Annotated in this window: 12 protein-coding genes; 2 read left to right on the forward strand and 10 right to left on the reverse strand. The window is 60.2% G+C overall.

Going from position 1 to position 16,934, the window contains the following annotated elements:
* Positions 1–5: 5 nt before the first annotated feature.
* Genes NO876_RS13340 through NO876_RS13360 form a run of 5 tightly spaced genes read right to left on the reverse strand, consistent with a single transcriptional unit; the run spans position 6 to position 4,386 of the window.
* Positions 6–1,067, reverse strand: a complete 1,062-nt coding sequence (locus NO876_RS13340) for a TrbL/VirB6 family protein (RefSeq protein ID WP_256422161.1) — start codon at positions 1,065–1,067, stop codon at positions 6–8.
* 2 nt (positions 1,068–1,069) lie between these two features.
* Positions 1,070–1,927, reverse strand: a complete 858-nt coding sequence (locus tag NO876_RS13345; RefSeq protein ID WP_305882966.1) for a hypothetical protein — start codon at positions 1,925–1,927, stop codon at positions 1,070–1,072.
* A complete protein-coding gene (locus NO876_RS13350) occupies positions 1,924–3,630 on the reverse strand; it encodes a DUF8186 domain-containing protein (RefSeq protein ID WP_305882967.1) in 1,707 nt (568 codons plus the stop codon). The genes NO876_RS13345 and NO876_RS13350 overlap by 4 nt, the downstream gene beginning before the upstream one ends.
* A 51-nt stretch (positions 3,631–3,681) precedes the next feature.
* A complete protein-coding gene (locus NO876_RS13355) occupies positions 3,682–4,101 on the reverse strand; it encodes a DUF7985 family protein (protein ID WP_256422164.1) in 420 nt (139 codons plus the stop codon).
* 6 nt (positions 4,102–4,107) lie between these two features.
* The gene (locus NO876_RS13360; protein ID WP_256422165.1) at positions 4,108–4,386 is read right to left on the reverse strand and encodes a hypothetical protein; all 279 of its coding nucleotides are present in this window, start codon (positions 4,384–4,386) and stop codon (positions 4,108–4,110) included.
* Between the two features lie 431 nt (positions 4,387–4,817).
* Here NO876_RS13360 and NO876_RS13365 point away from each other — a divergent pair, with 431 nt between their 5' ends.
* Positions 4,818–6,761 carry an archaea-specific SMC-related protein gene (locus NO876_RS13365; RefSeq protein WP_256422166.1) on the forward strand — a complete coding sequence of 648 codons (1,944 nt, stop codon included), beginning with the start codon at positions 4,818–4,820 and terminating at the stop codon, positions 6,759–6,761.
* A gap of 199 nt (positions 6,762–6,960) precedes the next feature.
* Here NO876_RS13365 and ppc read toward each other — a convergent pair whose 3' ends face one another.
* Positions 6,961–9,654 carry a phosphoenolpyruvate carboxylase gene (gene ppc, locus NO876_RS13370; protein WP_256422167.1) on the reverse strand — a complete coding sequence of 898 codons (2,694 nt, stop codon included), beginning with the start codon at positions 9,652–9,654 and terminating at the stop codon, positions 6,961–6,963.
* Positions 9,655–9,791: 137 nt separating this feature from the next.
* On the reverse strand, positions 9,792–10,460 hold the full coding sequence (locus NO876_RS13375) for a DUF8073 domain-containing protein (protein WP_465260925.1): 669 nt from the start codon (positions 10,458–10,460) through the stop codon (positions 9,792–9,794).
* A gap of 245 nt (positions 10,461–10,705) precedes the next feature.
* On the opposite strand from NO876_RS13375, the gene ilvA reads away from it, so the two are divergent.
* Positions 10,706–11,974 carry a threonine ammonia-lyase gene (gene ilvA, locus NO876_RS13380; RefSeq protein ID WP_256422169.1) on the forward strand — a complete coding sequence of 423 codons (1,269 nt, stop codon included), beginning with the start codon at positions 10,706–10,708 and terminating at the stop codon, positions 11,972–11,974.
* A 110-nt stretch (positions 11,975–12,084) separates the two neighbouring features.
* On the opposite strand, the gene NO876_RS13385 is transcribed toward ilvA, so the two are convergent.
* From NO876_RS13385 to NO876_RS13395, 3 genes are read right to left on the reverse strand one after another with little or no spacing between them, the layout of a single operon-like run.
* Positions 12,085–13,056 (reverse strand): electron transfer flavoprotein subunit alpha/FixB family protein, encoded by a 972-nt coding sequence (locus NO876_RS13385; protein WP_256422170.1) that lies wholly within the window; start codon positions 13,054–13,056, stop codon positions 12,085–12,087.
* A 1-nt stretch (position 13,057) separates the two neighbouring features.
* On the reverse strand, positions 13,058–13,813 hold the full coding sequence (locus tag NO876_RS13390; RefSeq protein WP_256422171.1) for an electron transfer flavoprotein subunit beta/FixA family protein: 756 nt from the start codon (positions 13,811–13,813) through the stop codon (positions 13,058–13,060).
* A gap of 24 nt (positions 13,814–13,837) precedes the next feature.
* On the reverse strand, positions 13,838–16,375 hold the full coding sequence (locus tag NO876_RS13395; protein WP_256422172.1) for a GcvT family protein: 2,538 nt from the start codon (positions 16,373–16,375) through the stop codon (positions 13,838–13,840).
* Between the last annotated feature and the right edge of the window lie 559 nt (positions 16,376–16,934).

Raw genomic sequence — 16,934 nt, forward strand, 5'->3', positions numbered from 1 at the left:
GATTGTTAGTAGCTTCCAGGATCGTTCTCGGTTCGCCGGTAGGACGGCGTCCCGCTGTCTTCGTCGCTGTTCGCCCCCCGGGCTGCAGCTTTCTGCGCCACAGCGTGTCCGGCAGCGGCCTTCGGTCCCCATCGGGCCGCGGTCGTCGCGACGCCGGCGCCGCCGATGTAGGCCCCAGCGGCAACACCGCCGATGAGGGCCGCTCCCTTCGTCGCACCACCGAGAACCTTCGCCGTCAGCGGGGTCGCGTACTTGAACGTCTTCCAGGTCAGGTAGAGTGCGATCAGCGGAAGCGATGCCGCGACTAGATACCGCAAAAACGGACTACTCGGAGCGATGGCGTTCTGAGAGTACAGCAAGTCGTATCCTTTGAACACCACCGCTGCAGGCAGAGGTAGGACCGCTAACGGGACGAATTTCTTACTGAACCCCATCGCGATATCCGAGAGCACGGGGACGTTTCCGTAGGCCAGCGCGAACGCAATCGGCATACCATACACGTAGACGTAGAGCAAGACTTCGCGAATGTAGTAGAGTGCCTCCAAAGCCCACATTGAGAGTCCTCCAATCAGTGCGAATACGAGTGAAAGCCCAGGGTTTGTGATTGAGACTTCGAGCAAGTTGAGCATCGCATCGCCCAGAGAACCCAGACTCGGCATCAGGGCGATAGTGAACCCGTCCACTATGTAGAGTCCAAGAATACTGACCCAGTACCAGCTGATAATCAGAAACGCGCCGACCCAAGCTGTTTTGTTGGTGCGCCTGGCCTCGTATGCACTTCCAATATTGAATATACGGATCGTGTGACGCCCCTGAACGCACATCACGAGGAGCAGCAGCGAGATCAACATGATCTCTCCACCTACAAGCGCGTCCTGAATTGACGGCCACGGGGCATTGCTGGGCTCTCCGAAGACGAATGCACCATCCGTCTCCGGCGTTGGTGTCCCGAACATCTCCTCGGTGAGGGTCTCATAGCCGGAACGCAGGCCGTCCATAAAGAGGCCGACAATCCAATCGACGACCTCTTTGAATCCCTCAAGGACGACGTCGATTAGATCAACCATGGTTAAGCCTCACTGATGGAAATTTCGCAGTTATCGGGTTCTTGGGACGCTGAATATTGGATACGGTACGTTTTGGTGACTCGGTCCCCGCCAACTCGCGTCTCGAGTATTAGTTCAAACTCACCGGTCTTCGACTCCTCCGAACAGGACGTGCCTGCCCCAGGAACGAAGGCGAACGGCGAGCGTGAACTATAGAGCGTAATTTGCTCCCCGGGCGCGATAATGACCTGCTCGACCTCGGAGTCGGACTCCGGGTCGTAAATCCCGCTTACGTCTTCATCATCGACATAGTTCGTCCCCTCTTCGTCGGACGGATAGGGGACATCACCGATGAAGAGCAATTTTGTAACTGCATCGGGGCCAGTCCCCTGGTTTTCGAGGGTGACGAAGGCCTCCTCTTCGGTTTCGCTTTCTGATCCATCCCACATCTCTTCAGGCTGGTTTCTACCGATGCCCATCTCGACGATCCCGAGGTTTGGCTGGACAGAAAGCGAGCTTTCACCAACTGTTTCCTCACCACTGAGGGCTACTATTTCGTACTCGCCAGGAGCGTACGTTGTGCCGAGATCAAATGAGACTTGTTGGGAACCTGCAGCGACCTCCCGCTGTCCGAACAGTTCGCCGTCTGGTTGGATGAGGTTGATCTGGTCGAACTCCGAATCCGAATCGAACTGGACTATGAGTTCTGTTCCTTCAACAGTTACCTGCTGGAACACACCAGATTCGCCTTCTGGACTTGACTTACCGTTAGGACCGGTGCTTCCGTTGCCATCCAGACAGCCGGCCATGCTCACGAGAGCGGCGCCGGCGACTGTTCGGAGGGCGGTCCGTCTACTGAGGTGGGGATTGTCCTGAGTCATGGTTTCTGTCCGAAGATGTCTTCTGGGCCGAGCATCCGCAGGAGGCGCTTGCCAGCGTAGAACATCACGAAGAACGGCAGGAGCTGCCAGCCGACCTCGAACACCAGCGCAAACCAGCCGTCGATCGTCACCAGCGGATGCCAGCGGACTGTAGCAGTGTCACTCACATAGGCCGGCTCGTGGCCGAGCCACGAGCCCGGCTGATACTGTGCTGTGTAGATCCCCGGCTCGTCGACAGTGACCATCGCAACCCCTGATTCGTTTGTTTCGATCTGCTGATCAGCGATCGTGATGGTGCCACTTCGCGACTCAACACCGAGCGGATACATCCGAGACTCATTGAGGCCGATCGGGGCGTTCGTTCGATTGTCCCGTAATTCGATACGGAGTGTCGCAGCGGAATGGTTCTGATCGACGACCTCCACGGAGAGATTGCTTGCTCGCAGTTGCCGTGGAGATTTATCTGCCGGCTCAACGATCCGAGCTGTCTCCCCACGAACGATCCCGTTGATTTGGATGTCCTCTGGATCAACCTCGTTGGCCCGCACTGCGAGCCCATATGTCGACATATACGATCGATTAACGATATCGATATTGACGGTCTCTGGAATCGTCTCTGTTGGCGCGGGGTTTTCTGTTCCCCACGTGCGGATAATTTCGGGCCCATCCCGAACCGGTTCCGTCCGGGGGCCGATATGTGACGGGTAAGCGTGGACGAACACCGGACGAGAATCCGACTTGACCGTGGTATCTCCCGTTCGCGTCGATCGGACAAGCTGATCCCAGTTGGGGTTCCGAGCGGTATAAAACCGCCAGACGCCGCGGACGCGAGCGTCACCATCGGCCGTCAAGGTGTATCCCTGCCACGGTCGTGATTGATACACTGCCACACCAGCATCGCCGTTCGGATAGGTCGCATAATATGGCGAGGCTGTGAGGTCATACACCTCGACATCGATCGAATCACTCACCGTGAGCGTATCCGTCCGGTAGGTCACCTCCTCGTCGGAACTGTTTCCCTTGTCGGGTACAACCGTCCCCTTGACTCGGACCCGAATGTCGGCTTCGAGCGTGAGCGTCGTCTCCCAACTCTCCTCAAGGTGATACTGAATCACCGGTGTCTGCGTACCCTCACTCGTGGCGACAGTCTCGGTATCGCTCATCAATCGGACCTCCGTGACCTCATCCTCGATTACTGTCCACTCGGTAGCGGTCGTGTTCGAGGCGTTCTCATCCGGAAGGCGAACACGATAGTCGACGAGTCCACGGACGGTTCCGTTCGGCGCGATATACAGTGGGGTACGGCCGGATTCGAGATGCCCACGCGTTGACGGATGAACCCCGAAGAAGGTCGCGTGTGCATCGGCGATGAGAGTGCTGTTCTGCAGCTGTGCGTGTGGGGGATGGATCGATATGTTGGAAGCACCAGCATCGAGATCACGGAAATCGTTTCGCGACCACGTGGCGGCAGTATCTGGCGGTCGTTTGAACGTGACATCCGTGCCGTTCGCGACCTGCTGGCCTGCGGAGCGTGTCTCCCCGTAGCGCTGCCGATACTCTCGTTGTGAGATGTAGCTATCCGAATCCCGTGACCACAGCGTCGATGATTCGTTTTCGGAGAGGCCATTATTTTCAGTGCCTGGCCGTGGGGGATCGGCTATAACAACGCCAGTGATGCCGCTGGTCGAGAGTAATGCGACCAACGCGATTGCGCACGCTTGCTGGCGGGGTTCCGTCACGGTGGGAGATGGGGCTTACCAGGGGACGAGGTCAACACACTCTGCCAGCGGGAGGCCCATCATCGAGCCGGCGACCGTGTACAGCGGGCCGAGGACGACGAGGATGACGGCAGATTTCATCGCCGAGCGCTTGTGGCGCTTGAGGCCCTTCTTTTGATCGGGGGTGATGGTGAACATCTCGATGAGGGAATCTGCTTGCCAGACGACGGCAAGGCCGACAATGCCGAGGCCAGTGGTCAACTGGAAAAACCCCTCAATCATACTCGGGAGGTTATCAGCGCTACAGACGGCGTTGTCTTGGGCGGCAACTGGCTCGACAGCGACCAGGCTAAGAAAGACGACCATCAGGGCGGCCTGTCGAGGAATCCGGCCCGCCAATACTGACTCAATGTCGGTGCGACGTTCAGCGTCGGAGGGAGTGGTGTCCTGTGCCATAGCGGGTCAATCATCAGTGGCGTCGCCAGCGGGTGGCTGGCGCTGCTGGTTTTCGACGAGCAATTGGAGGTCGTCGAACCGGTTCGTGTCTTCTGCGATTTCGTCGAGCGTGTAACCCTGCTTTTGGGCCCGGTCGAGGAGGTTCCGGAGTTCATCGGGGTCAACACCGCGGAGTTCCATTTCCTCGCGGAGTGAACGACGATAGAGGACGGAGGCGTCGATGTAGTCGTTCCATCGCAGAGACAGGTTGTCGATCTCTTCGATGGTAACTGTCTTCGATATCATACGTGCGAGTATGGGCTTGCACCAACTGGACTATGGTACACAGTGGCCGAATATTATGATTGAGATTAAATATTTTCTGGATTTGGCAACACCATTACCCTTCTGCGTATCACAGAATGTCATAAAACAATAAATATATCTAAATAAATAATATGTTGTAACTCATATAGAGGGATCTAATAGGTTCTTTTGTATTTTCTAGACGGATTTGATACCCATATATAAATGTTCCATCTACATTCTATATTATATATAAAATAAAATTTATACCAAAAATAATATTTTATTCGGTTCCACTGAAGCCATTCTATAAAAATAGTCATTCGGCAGTTGATCTTCGTGAAATTTAGAAGTAGCTCAATACTTCCATTTAATTTGAACTTTCGGGGTTGATCCGAATTATTTTGTAGTTGTGACTTACATACGAGACAATGGCTACATCAGGCCAACTGACTGACTCCGCTCATTTCTCTGTCGAGAACATCGGTGGTATCGACGACACTGAGGTAAACATTCCACCCGGCGTGACGGTCCTCACAGGCAAGAACGCGACCAACCGCACCTCATTCCTTCGCTCCATTATGGGCTCGATGGGCAGCCAACGCGTCTCACTGAAGGGCGACGCCGACACCGGCCGGATCGAACTCACGCTCGACGGTACGACATACGAGCGTACGCTCACCCGCGCGGGCGACGGCGTCACTTTCGAGGGCGACGCCTACCTTGACGACCCCGAAGTCGCCGATCTGTTCGCCTTCGTCTTAGAGACGAACGACGCCCGCCAGGCCGCCGCCCGTGGCGAACAGTTGCGGGACGTCATTATGCGTCCCGTCGACGTCGACGCCATCCGCTCGGAGATCCGCCGTCTCGAAGATCAGAAGGGCGACATCAACGACGAACTCGCCCGCATCGAATCCGAAAAGCGCGAATTGCCAGAACTCGAACAGCGCCGCACCCAACTCCGCGAGAAGATCGAAAACAAACGCGAGGAACTCGCCGACCTCGAAGACGACATCGACGACAGCAGCCGCGACGTCGAAGAAGGACGCAAAGAGCAAGCAGAACTCGAAGAGAAACTCCAGGAACTCCGCTCGACCCGCTCGGAGTTGGAATCGATCCGCCGGAAGATCGAACGCCAACAGGAGAGCATCGCCTCTTTGAAACGCGAACGTAGCGACCTCGAAGACGACTTAGAGGAACTGCCCGAGACGCCGATGGGCGACCACCGCGACCTCGATACCGAAATCGAACGGCTCCGCTCGGAGCGCCAGGAGCTGAACACCGAAATCAACGAACTCCGCAGCCTCATCCAGTACAACGAGGAACGACTCGAAGCCGAGGACTACGAACTGCTCGAAGACGGCGGCGCCGCCGAAGGTAGTGAGAGATCGGTTACCGACCAGCTTGTCAGCGACGATTCCGAGACCGTCATCTGCTGGACCTGCGGCTCCTCGGTCGAACGCGAGCAGATCAAATCGACCATCGACCGCCTGAAAGACCTCCGCACGGAGAAGGTCGAAGAGCTGAATGACGTCAAGAGCCGGCTGAAAAATAAGAAGGAGGAACAGCGCGAGGCGACCCAAAAGCAGCGCCGCCGCGAGGAGATCGAGCGGAAACTCGACGACATCGAATCGGAACTGGACCGCCGCGACGAACAGATCGATGCGCTGAAAAAGAACCGCGAATCGCTCACCGATGAGGTCGAGTCCTTGGAGTCGGAGGTCGAGAACCTCGAGTCGGCGGACTTCGAGCAGATCCTCTCGCTGCACAAGGAGGCCAACCAGCTCGAATTCGAGATCGATAGTCTGGAGTCGGATCTCGAGGAGGTGACCGAGAAGATCGAGGAGATCGAGGCCGACGTCGAGCGGGCGGACGACCTCCGGGAGGAACGCTCGGAGTTGGTCGAGGAACTCACCGACCAGCGGACGAAGATCGACCAGATCGAAGCGGAAGCCGTTGACTCATTCAACGAGCATATGGAGTCGATTCTCGATCTCCTGGGCTACGAGAACATCGAGCGGATCTGGATCGAGCGGATTGAGGGCACTGGCGCGAGCGAGGGCCAGACGCGCTTTGATCTCCACATCGTGCGGACGACCGAAAACGGGGCCGCCTACGAGGATACGATTGATCACCTCTCGGAGAGCGAACGCGAGGTTACGGGACTGATCTTCGCGCTGGCGGGGTATCTGGTTCACGACCTCCACGAGACGGTGCCGTTCATGCTGTTGGACTCACTGGAAGCGATCGACTCCGACCGGATCGCGGCGCTGGTGGAGTACTTCGGGGACTACGCGGACTTCCTTGTGGTGGCGCTGTTGCCCGAAGACGCCCAAGCGCTCGATGGCGAGTTCACCCGCGTCACCTCGATTTAGTTATGACGAACTAATAGTCAGCAATATGGATATACCTATTACTGCTGTCGATCTACTTCTCCGACGTCGTTTATGTGATGATTGAGTAGAAAACACTTATATGTCACTACCACACAGCCGGTAAGTGAGGGATCGAAAAAATTCCCAATCCCATTGATTGTCGTGTCGATCCCTCCCCCCTTAGAAGTCTAACTCACTATTACCCGGTGTTCTTCATTCCGGCGGCGATGCCCTTGACCGTCAGCCGCAGCGTCTGCTCCTCGTCGTCGGTCCGGTGCTCCTGCCCGAGCAGGTGCGTCTGCAGCAGGTTCAGCGGATCCACGTAGGGATTGCGTCGGCGGAGGCTCTCCTCGAGCCACTCGCGCTTCAGCAGCGAGTTCCGGTCGGTCACGTCGAGGACGACCTCGCGGGCGCGCTCGTACTCCTCGGAGAGGTGCGGGAAGAACTCCTCGCGGAGGTCCTCGTCGGCGAGGTCCGCATAGTACGCCGCGATCTCGAAGTCGGTGCGGGCGAGCGCCAGCGACGCGTTGTCGAGGGTCGTCCGGAAGAACGGCCACTCCTCGTACATCTCCCGTAGCGTCTCGAGGTCGCCGCCGTCGTCGAGGTACGCCTCGATTCCCGTGCCCAGAGCGTACCATCCGGTGATGATACAGCGCGACTGCGTCCAGGAGAACACCCACGGGATCGCCCGCAGGTCCTCGACGGTGCGTTCGCCCGACCGCGAGGCCGGTCGCGACCCCAGGTTCAGGTTCTCGATGACGCCGATCGGCGTCGCCTGCCCGAAGTACGTCACGAAGCCGTCGGACTCCAGGAGGTCGCGGTACTGCGCGCGCGCCGTGGGAGCCATCTCGTCCATCGCGTCGAGCCACTCGTCTCGGACGTCCTCTTCGGGTTCGCGGATCGCCCGAAGCCGCGAGCGAACCTGCGCGTTCAACATCTGCTCGACGTTGCGCTCGGCGATCTGGGGGTTCGCGTACTTCTCGGCGATCGCCTCGCCCTGCTCGGTGAACTTGATCTGGCCCGTCACCGTCTCGTTCGGCAGCGCGAGCATCGCCTCGTTCATCGGGCCGCCGCCGCGGGAGATCGATCCGCCGCGGCCGTGGAACAGCCGCATCGTCACGTCGAAGTCGTCACAGATCGTCGCGAGACGTCGCTGGTTCTTGTAGAGGTCCCAGTTGGCGGCCAAAAACCCGTTCTCCTTGTTCGAGTCCGAGTACCCGAGCATAATCTCCTGGACGTTATCGCGGGCGTCGAGCGCCGTCGCGTACGCCTCGTTCTCGAAGAGCGTGCCCATAATGCGCCGCGCGCCGTTGAGTGCGGACTCCGTCTCGAGCAGGGGAACCACGTCGAGCCCGCAGTGGTCGGGAAGGGAGACGACGCCCGCCTGGTCGGCGAGGAAGAGGACCTCCAGCACGTGGCTCGGCTCTTCGGTCATCGAGATGCAGTAGGTGTCGATGGCGCTAACGCCGAACTCCCGCTGCCACTCGCCGAGCATCTCGAAGCGCTCGAGGACGCGCGCGGCCGTTTCGGAGATCTCCCCGGGGTCCTCGAGGTCGACGACCCGTTCTTGTTGAAGGATCGACTCGGTCAGGACCTCGATCCGGCCGTCCTCGTCGAGGGCGGCGTAGTCGATTCCCTCGTTCGCGAGCGCCTCGTGGACGGCTTCCGTATGGTTCTCCTGGTGGTCGCGCAGGTCCAGGCTCGCGAGCGTGAAGCCGAACGTGTCGACCTGCCGCATCAGCGGTTCGACGTACTCGTCCGCGACGACGTCGGCTCCGATCGAGCGGAGGCTCTGGTCGATGACTCCCAGGTCCGCCAGGAGTTCGCTCTCGTCGGCGTAGCCGTCCGGTCGAACGTCTTCGATCCGGCGGAGGCGCTCGCGCATCAGTTTGAGCTTCTGGCGGTAGGGCTCGCCCGGATAGCGCGCTTCGGCCTCGGCGGCGACGCCGGGGAGTCGATCCCGGTCGGCCTTCAGCGACCGTTCGAGGCCCGCGCCGACCTCGACGCGGCGGCCGTCCTGACTCAGCACGCCCGAGAGCCGTTTGAGCGCTTGGCTGTACTTCTCGAGGACGACCGAGCGTTGCCGCTCCAGCGTGTCGGTGGTCACCTCGGGCGTGACGAAGGGGTTGCCGTCGCGGTCGGAACCGGCCCACGAGCGGAACTCGAAGAGCTTCGGGACGTCGACCTCGGGGTACTCGTCGGCCAGGAGGTCTTCCAGTTCGGCGTAGACCTCGCCGACGACGTCGAAGAGGATCGACTCGAGATACCACTGGACGTTCCGGGCCTCGTCCTGCGGTTCGGGGCGTCGCTCCCGCACCTGGGAGGTCTGCCAGAGGCTCGTGACCTCGGCGTCGACCTTCCGCCACAGCTGGTCGTGCTCGCGGTCGGTGAGTCGACGCTCGTCGAGTTCTTCGAGCCGGCTCGCGATGGAGCGGAGTTTCGCCTTCACCGTCTTCCGGCGGGCTTCCGTCGGGTGGGCGGTGAACGTCGGCTCGATGAGGACGTCGTCGAGGACCTGCTGGACCGTCTCGGGATCGGTGTCGGATTCGAGGAGCGCTTCGACGGTGGCGACGAGGCCGTCTTCGAGTTCGCCCGCCTGCGACGCCTCGCGGACGACGCGGGCGCGCTCGCGTTCCTCGGCGAGGTTGATGAGCTCGAAGTAGGTGGTGAACGCGCGGGCGACGACGCTCTCGTCGTCGGGAGAGAGCCCGTCGAGGCGATCGTCCAGTTCGGTCCGCGAGTTGCGTTCGCCTTTCCGGTAGTCGATGGCGGTGGTTCGGATGTCTTCGACAGTCTCGAAGGCGTCCCGAGAGGTCTGTTCGGCCAACACGTCGCCGAGGAGGGCACCGAGTTCGTGGACGTCCTGCTTGACGTCCCTGCTGTGCAAGTCCATACCGTGCGGTATACTTCCTACCGTGTAAAATCCGTGATTAGTAGAAAATTCCATATAATTTGAGTATAGAATTAACCCCTGATTCGATAAATCGGAAGTCACTCTAAGAAATCTCGAAGAGGCGTTCGGAGTATTACTTAGAAGATTGTTTTTGGGATTCTATTCGCAGACGGGGAATGAATATCTGCATCAATCATATATCGACGTACGGTCTCATCCGAAACAGCCATATTGATTTTCTCACTCATTTCTGCGAACGTCTCACAGGAATCGTACAAACACTGAAGATACTCCGTATCCTCGAATGGAGGCACTGATTCATCCCGAGCGGCTTCTAGATTTGTTAGAATACTAGATTCACTCTCTGATTTTGGCGAGTCTGAATTAGAAGACGTTGTACTACTGCAATGAGTATCCTGTATCTTCTGAGTAAGATCCACTATTTTTAGTGAGACCAGTAGTGCACCATTCTCAAAGCGTGTCTCAGTGGGAGTAATAGTCACAGTCTCGTTACCGGGTTGATCAGTATCGCACTCTGTTGCTGTGAATCCCGAAAACGTTGGTATCCGGAACGTGAGTGATAATTCCTGCTTGTCTATCGATGCTGAAATTAGTTCCAGGGTTGAGTCATTACTGACCGAGGGTAAATTATGGAATGGTGTTGAGATCTCTATTATACCTACTAACGGTTCTGTATCGCTCTTTTTTGCAACGACATCCACTTGGCGGACAGACCAGCCATCCGAATCTAACTGCTTGAGAACGTATGCAAGCGTTTCGAACGATGAGGACAACTGTGCCGGCATATCACTGATTACATTCGATACGTTGAGGTCAGTTACTCGTACGTCCGGAATACTGAATGAATTTAAATATTCGAATGTGACTATATCGTCATATCCTGTCTATAGTAGCGTTTGCAAGCTTTCACTCACTCGATCTACGACAGCGTGCGATCGGATGAGAAATTAGTTGCAAACGCTACTACAGTCCGAGTTCAACGGTACGTTTATATTTGATATGTAATCAATCCAAGTATACGAGGCGTAGGATGAACACAGATAATCCAAACAGAAATGCGGCAGAGACCGACCAGGTAGTCCAGTATAGCAATATCGAACGCGCTCGCGAACGCCTTGACGACGACACCGTCGTCAAACAGACGCCGGTCGAAAAGAGCACGTCGCTCGGCAAACTCGTCGACGCGGAGGTGTACCTGAAGATGGAGCACCTCCAGTGGACGGGCTCGTTCAAGACCCGCGGCGCCTACAACAAGATCAGCCAGGACGTCGCCGATGGTATAACGGAGTTCGTTGCCGCCAGCGCCGGCAACCACGCTCAGGGCGTCGCTCTCGCCGCCACCAGGTGCGGCGCCGACTCGACCATCTACATGCCCGAGGACGCCCCGCAGGCGAAGGTCGACGCCACCCGGAGTTACGGCGCGACGGTCGAACTGAAGGGCAAGGACTTCCAGGAGACGATGAGCCACGCCCAGGCCGCCGTCGAGGACAGCGACGCGGAGTTCGTCCACGCCTACGACGACGTCGACATCATCGCCGGGCAGGGGACGCTCGGATCGGAGATGTACCACGACTGCCCCGACGCCGACACCGTGATCGTCCCCATCGGCGGCGGCGGCCTCATCAGCGGCGTCTCGACGGCGATGAAGCACCTCTCGCCGGAGACGCGCGTCGTCGGCGTCCAAGCCACCGGCGCGGAAACGGTCCACGAGAGCCTCGACAAGGGCATCCCGGTCACGTTAGACGAGGTCGACACCATCGCCGACGGCATCGCCACCGGCGGCATCTCCGAGGCAACGCTGTCGATCATCCAGGCCAACGTCGACGAGGTCGTCACCGTCACAGACACCGAGATCGCCCAGGCGATCCTCTTCCTGATGGAGCGCGCCAAACAGGTCGTCGAGGGCGCGGGCGCGGCGTCGGTCGCGGCGCTCCTGAGCGACGACCTCGACGTGTCGGGCGAGACGGTGATGCCGCTACTCTGCGGCGGCAATCTCGATATGACGCAGTTGCAGACGGTCGTCGTCCACGCGCTGACCCAGCGGAAACAGCGCATCCGCCTGCGCGTCCGGATCGACGATCGCCCGGGGAAGATGCACGAACTCTCCGGCATCATCGCCGACCAGGAGGCGAACATCCACGACGTCCGCCACGACCGCTCGGTCGAGGACCTCGAAGTCGGCGAGGCCTACCTCGTGTTCACCGTCGAGACCAGCGGCGCCGAACACGCCGCGTCGATCGTCGACGCCATCGAAGCCGCCGACTACACCGTCGAGGACGTCACTAGAGAAAAAAAGTAAAAAACGAAACGTGACGGCTCCACGCGGATCAAACGTAGATTCGCTCGACGAAAGGATCGAGTCCGAGAACAGATTCCGAAAGCCGAATCCGGGAACCGAACACGCCGGCGTTACTCGGAGTGGCCGCGGGCTTCGAGTTCGTCCGCGATCGCCGGGGCCACCTCGTGGAGGTCCGCGATCACCGCCCAGTCGGCCTTCTGGATGATCGCCGCTTCCGGATCCGTGTTGATCGCGAGGATGTTCTCCGCGCCCTTACACCCGACCATGTGCTGGACCGCCCCGCTGATTCCGCACGGGATGTAGATTTCGGGCGCGATCTTCGCACCCGTCTGCCCGATCTGATCGTCGTGCGGCCGCCAGCCCTCGTTGACCGCCGCGCGTGAGGACCCCAGCGCGGCGTTCGGAACGTTCTCGACCAGCGCTTCGAGTTCCGAGAAGTCCCCGTCGGTCCCGCGGCCGCCGGAGACGACCACCCGGGCCTCCCCCAGCGGCACGCCCTCGACGTCGGACTCCTCGACCGCCGTGAGTTGCACGCGGAGGTCGCCCTCCTGGACGTCCGGCGCGAACGCCTCGACCGCGGCCGCGTCGCCGCCAGTCGCCGAAACCGAGACCTCGTTGGCCGCCACCGTCAACAGGTTCGTCTCCGCGCTGAGCCGCGAGTGTTCGATCAGCGTCCCGCCCCAGCGCTGCCGGGTGAGTTCGTAGGAATCGCCCACTTCGACGTCCGTGACCTCCGCGGCCATCGTCACGTCGAGCTTCGAAGCCGCGTGCGCGAGCGTCTCCGCTCCCCGGTCCGTCCCGGGCCCGATCACGGCTTCCGTGCCGACCTCCTCGGCGCACTGCACGACCGCCCGCCCGTACGCTTCCGGCGCGTAATCGTCGAGCGCGTCGTCCTCGACGGCGTGCAGCGTTTCGACGCCGTGGTTGCCGGCCTCGCCAGCGACGTCTGCGGCTCCGGCCCCGAACGCTATCGCTTCCAGGGACTCGTCGGCCTGTTCCGCGACGTCCCGCGCGAGCGTCAGCGCCTGCAGCGACACGTCGTCGAGTCCCTCCTCGTCGTATTCGACGAGCGTGAGTACCATCTCAGACCACCTCCAGTTCTTCGAGCACGTCGACGACCTCCTCGGCCGCCTCGGGGCTCTCCCCGATGATCTCGGCGGGACTGTCGTCCGTCTCCGGCACCTCGAGTTCGACCAGTTCCAGGTCGTCCTCGCGCGGTTCGGGTTCGGTCTGTTCGACGGAGGCCTTCCGCGCCTGCATCTTCGCGCGCATCGAGGGGTACCGCGGCTCGTTCAGCCCCTCCTTGACCGTGACGACCGCCGGCAGGTCGACCTCGTAGACTTCCGAACCGCCGGGGATCTCCCGCTTGGCCGTCGCGACGCCCTCCCCGACGTCGAGGTCTTTGATGCCCGTCACGCAGGGCAAGCCGAGTTCTTCGGCCACCCGAACGCCGACCTGGTGGTTCGCCGCGTCGGCGGACTCGTTACCGAACAGCAGCAGGTCGAAGTCCGTGTCGCTCGCCTCGACCGCCTCGGCGACGGCCGTCGCGGTCGCGGCGGGGCCCCACTCGTCGTCGCCGCCATCGAGGAGCATACCGTCGTCTGCACCCATCGCGATGGCCGAGCGAAGCTGTTCCGTGGCATCCTCCTCGCCGAGGGTCAGGACGGTCACGTTGCCGCCGTGCTCCTCAACCAACTGGACGCCCTCCTCGACCGCGCACTCCTCGTGCGGGCTGAACGTGAAGCCCAGCGACGTCGTGTCGATGTCGAGCTTGTCGTCAGTGAGCGATACCTTCGCGCCCGTCTCCGGCACGCGCTTGATTGCTGTGAGTATCTCCATAGGTGTGTGCTCCGTTTCCTCCCGTTAGTACTCCTTGCGGAACAGCCGGTCGTTCTCGGGGTCGAAGACGCCGCCGTTGCCCGCGACCTCGACTTCCACCGGGTAGTGCTGGCCGAAGTACTCGACCTGCAGTTCCTGACCCTCTTCAGCGTACTCCTGCGGCAGATAGGAGAGCAGCAGGTGCTTGCCGATCGACGGGCCCGTCCCCGCCGACGTGACGTAGGAGCGACGGCCCTCGTCGTCGATGAGTACCTCACCATCCTGATCGAGAATGGGCTCGCCGCCGGTCATAAACCGGGGCTCGCCGCCGTCGGGCGCGTGGTCCGTGACCGACAGCGTACAGAGCGTCGCGGTGTTCTCCTCGTCGATCGCCTCCGCGTACGCGTCTTTCCCGATGAAGTCCGCGTCCTTCACCCCGTGGAACGTCAACCCGGCTTCCGCGGGGTTGTAGTCGATCTCCAGTTCCGCGCCCATCAGGCGGTAGCCCTTCTCCATCCGACCCGTCTCGCCGTAGACGCCCGTTCCGACCGGGCGGATGTTGTGCTCCTGGCCCGCCTCGTAGATCGTGTCCCAGAGGCGCTGGCCGCGGTCCATCGGCGCGTAGATCTCCCACCCGAACTCCCCGACGTAGGAGATCCGCAACGCCTTCGCCGTGACGCCGTTGATCGTGACCTCCTTCATCTCCGCGAAGTCGAAGGAATCGGCCGTCATCGGTTCCTCGCTGATGGAGTCCATCAGCGCTTCCGCGTTCGGCCCCCACACGCCGAGCGTGCACAGCTCCGAGGAGCGGCCGATGAGTTCGGCGTCGCCTTCCAGATGGTTGCCGAACCACGTGCGGTCCTGACCCGCGTGGGCGCCGCCGGTGATCACACGGTAGTGGTTCTTTCCTAAGCGCGCGACCGTCAGGTCGGCGACGAACCCGGCGTTCGGCGCGAGGATCGGCGTGTACGCCGCATCCCCGACGTCGATGTCCATCGAGGCGACGCAGAGCCGCTCCATGTTCTCGTAGGCGTCGCTGCCGATGATGTCGAAGATGCCGAAGCCCGTGTCGCCGATCATCCCCGCGTTGTTCCGCAGGTGGAGGTGCTCGCCGAGGATGATGTCCGACCACCAGCGGCTGTCCCACTCGTTGGGGCGCTGAAGGTCTTCGATCTGATCTTCGTATTTGTCGACGAGGTCGGCGTTGGACTCGAACCAGCGCGGGCGCTCCCAGCCGCCGGCCTCGAAGAACTCCGCGTCGAGGTCCTCCTGGCGGTTGTAGAAGGCGCTCGTTCGCAGCGGGCGGGTGGACTGCCACTGCTCACGCGGGTGAACGATGTCGTAGATCTTCTGGAACCCCTCGTGAGCGCGGCTCTTGACGAACTCGTCGGTCTCGCCGTACTCGTCGAAGCGGGCGATGTGGTCGTGGGCGACGATGTCGATGTCGGGGTGACCCTTCGTCATCCACTTCGAGACTTCCCGAGCGATCGCGGGCGCTTCCTTGATCCAGATGGCCGCGCACGACCAGAGCCCGTCAACCTCGGGGATCGGGCCGAGCAGCGGGTGGCCGTCCGGCGTAACGGAAAGCAGCCCGTCGATGGAGTGTCGAATACCGGCGTCCGGGTCGTCGAGGACGTCCGGGATGATCTCGAGAGCGTGCTCCATCGACTTCTCGAAAGCGTCCTCAGTGAGCGGCGGTTGAGTGGGCGACAGCGGCGACTCCTCGATCGAGGGAACGTCCTCGACGTCCCAGAGGATAGGTCGGTGCTCGTAGGAACCGACCTCGATGTCGTTGCCGTGCTGCCGCTCGTACATCTGGGTGTCCATATCCCGGACGACCGGGTAGTTGATCTCACCTTCGGGCCCCTCTTCGAAGCGCTCGACGGGACCCACGGAAACCATCTGGTGAACGGCGGGCGTGAGCGGAATGTCGACGCCGGCCATGTCCGCGATCTTGGGGCTCCACAGGCCCGCGGCGATGACGACCTCGTCGGCCTCGACGGTGCCCTTGTCGGTCTCGACGGCGGTGATCTCGCCGTCCTCGACGTGGAGGTCGGTGACCTCCGTGTTCGGCGCCGTTCGGAGCGCGTTCTTCTCCTCGGCCTGCTGACGGTAGAGTTCGCCGGCGCGGAGCGGGTCACAAGTGCCGGCATCCGTGCTGTGGAAGCCGCCTTTGATGATGTCGGTGTTGACGTAGGGGACGAGTTCCTCGACTTCTTCGGGCGTGAGGAGTTCGGCGTCTTCACCGAAGGCCTTCGCGGAGACGACGCGGCGCTTGAGTTCCTCCATCCGCTCCTCGGTGCGAGCGAGCTCGATCCCGCCGGAGTTGGTAAACACCCCGAACTCCCGGTAGATGTCCCGGCTGTCAGAGGTGATCTTGGTCATATCCTTGCTGTGTTCGACTGGGAAGATGAAGTTCGAGGCGTGGCCGGTCGAGCCGCCAGGGTCCGACAGGGGTCCCTTGTCGATCAAGAGGATGTCTTCTCTGCCGCGTTCGGCGAGTTCGCCTACAAGGGAACTGCCGACGATGCCAGCTCCGATCACTACGGTACCTGTCGTCGATGGAAAGTCGGTACGACTCATTTGGATGCACCGCTTCGGAGAGTTTGTCTGTGAGAACCGTTGCTATCCGACAAGAAACCGCTATTGCCGGCCGAGGATCGACCGTCCGATGTATTGAGTGCCATACGCTGATGAGTATCGTGTTCATCAGTAACTAACATCACCCTCAATGCTGAAGAAGTATATATACTGTGACGGTGACGACGAATGGCAATCGGATTGGCTACCAAGATGGGGCAGTGAAATTCGGTACTGACTACGATTTGGGGATTGATGGTCTGTGGGCATAGCCCGAACGCACGATCCGTCCGCTAGCACCGGATAATGTTCGCATATTCCAAACAGCATTTGAAGAACGGCGACCACGAGGGTGAAAACTGCGACGAAGAGGACATAATAATTCACCTGGAGGCGGTCCGTTAGTTCCATTACAAACCTAGTCTTGTAATTTATTGAGTGAGAATGACGTATCGAACCGAGACAATCACGAACGACCGCGACTCAGTCGACAACGTACGGACACGGTTCGGATGGTGGTGCCTTTTGATTCGGATATTCCAAACACCAACCGAAGGATCAA

It is taken from the genome of Halobellus rarus, assembly GCF_024494595.1.
Lineage (GTDB): Archaea > Halobacteriota > Halobacteria > Halobacteriales > Haloferacaceae > Haloquadratum > Haloquadratum rarum.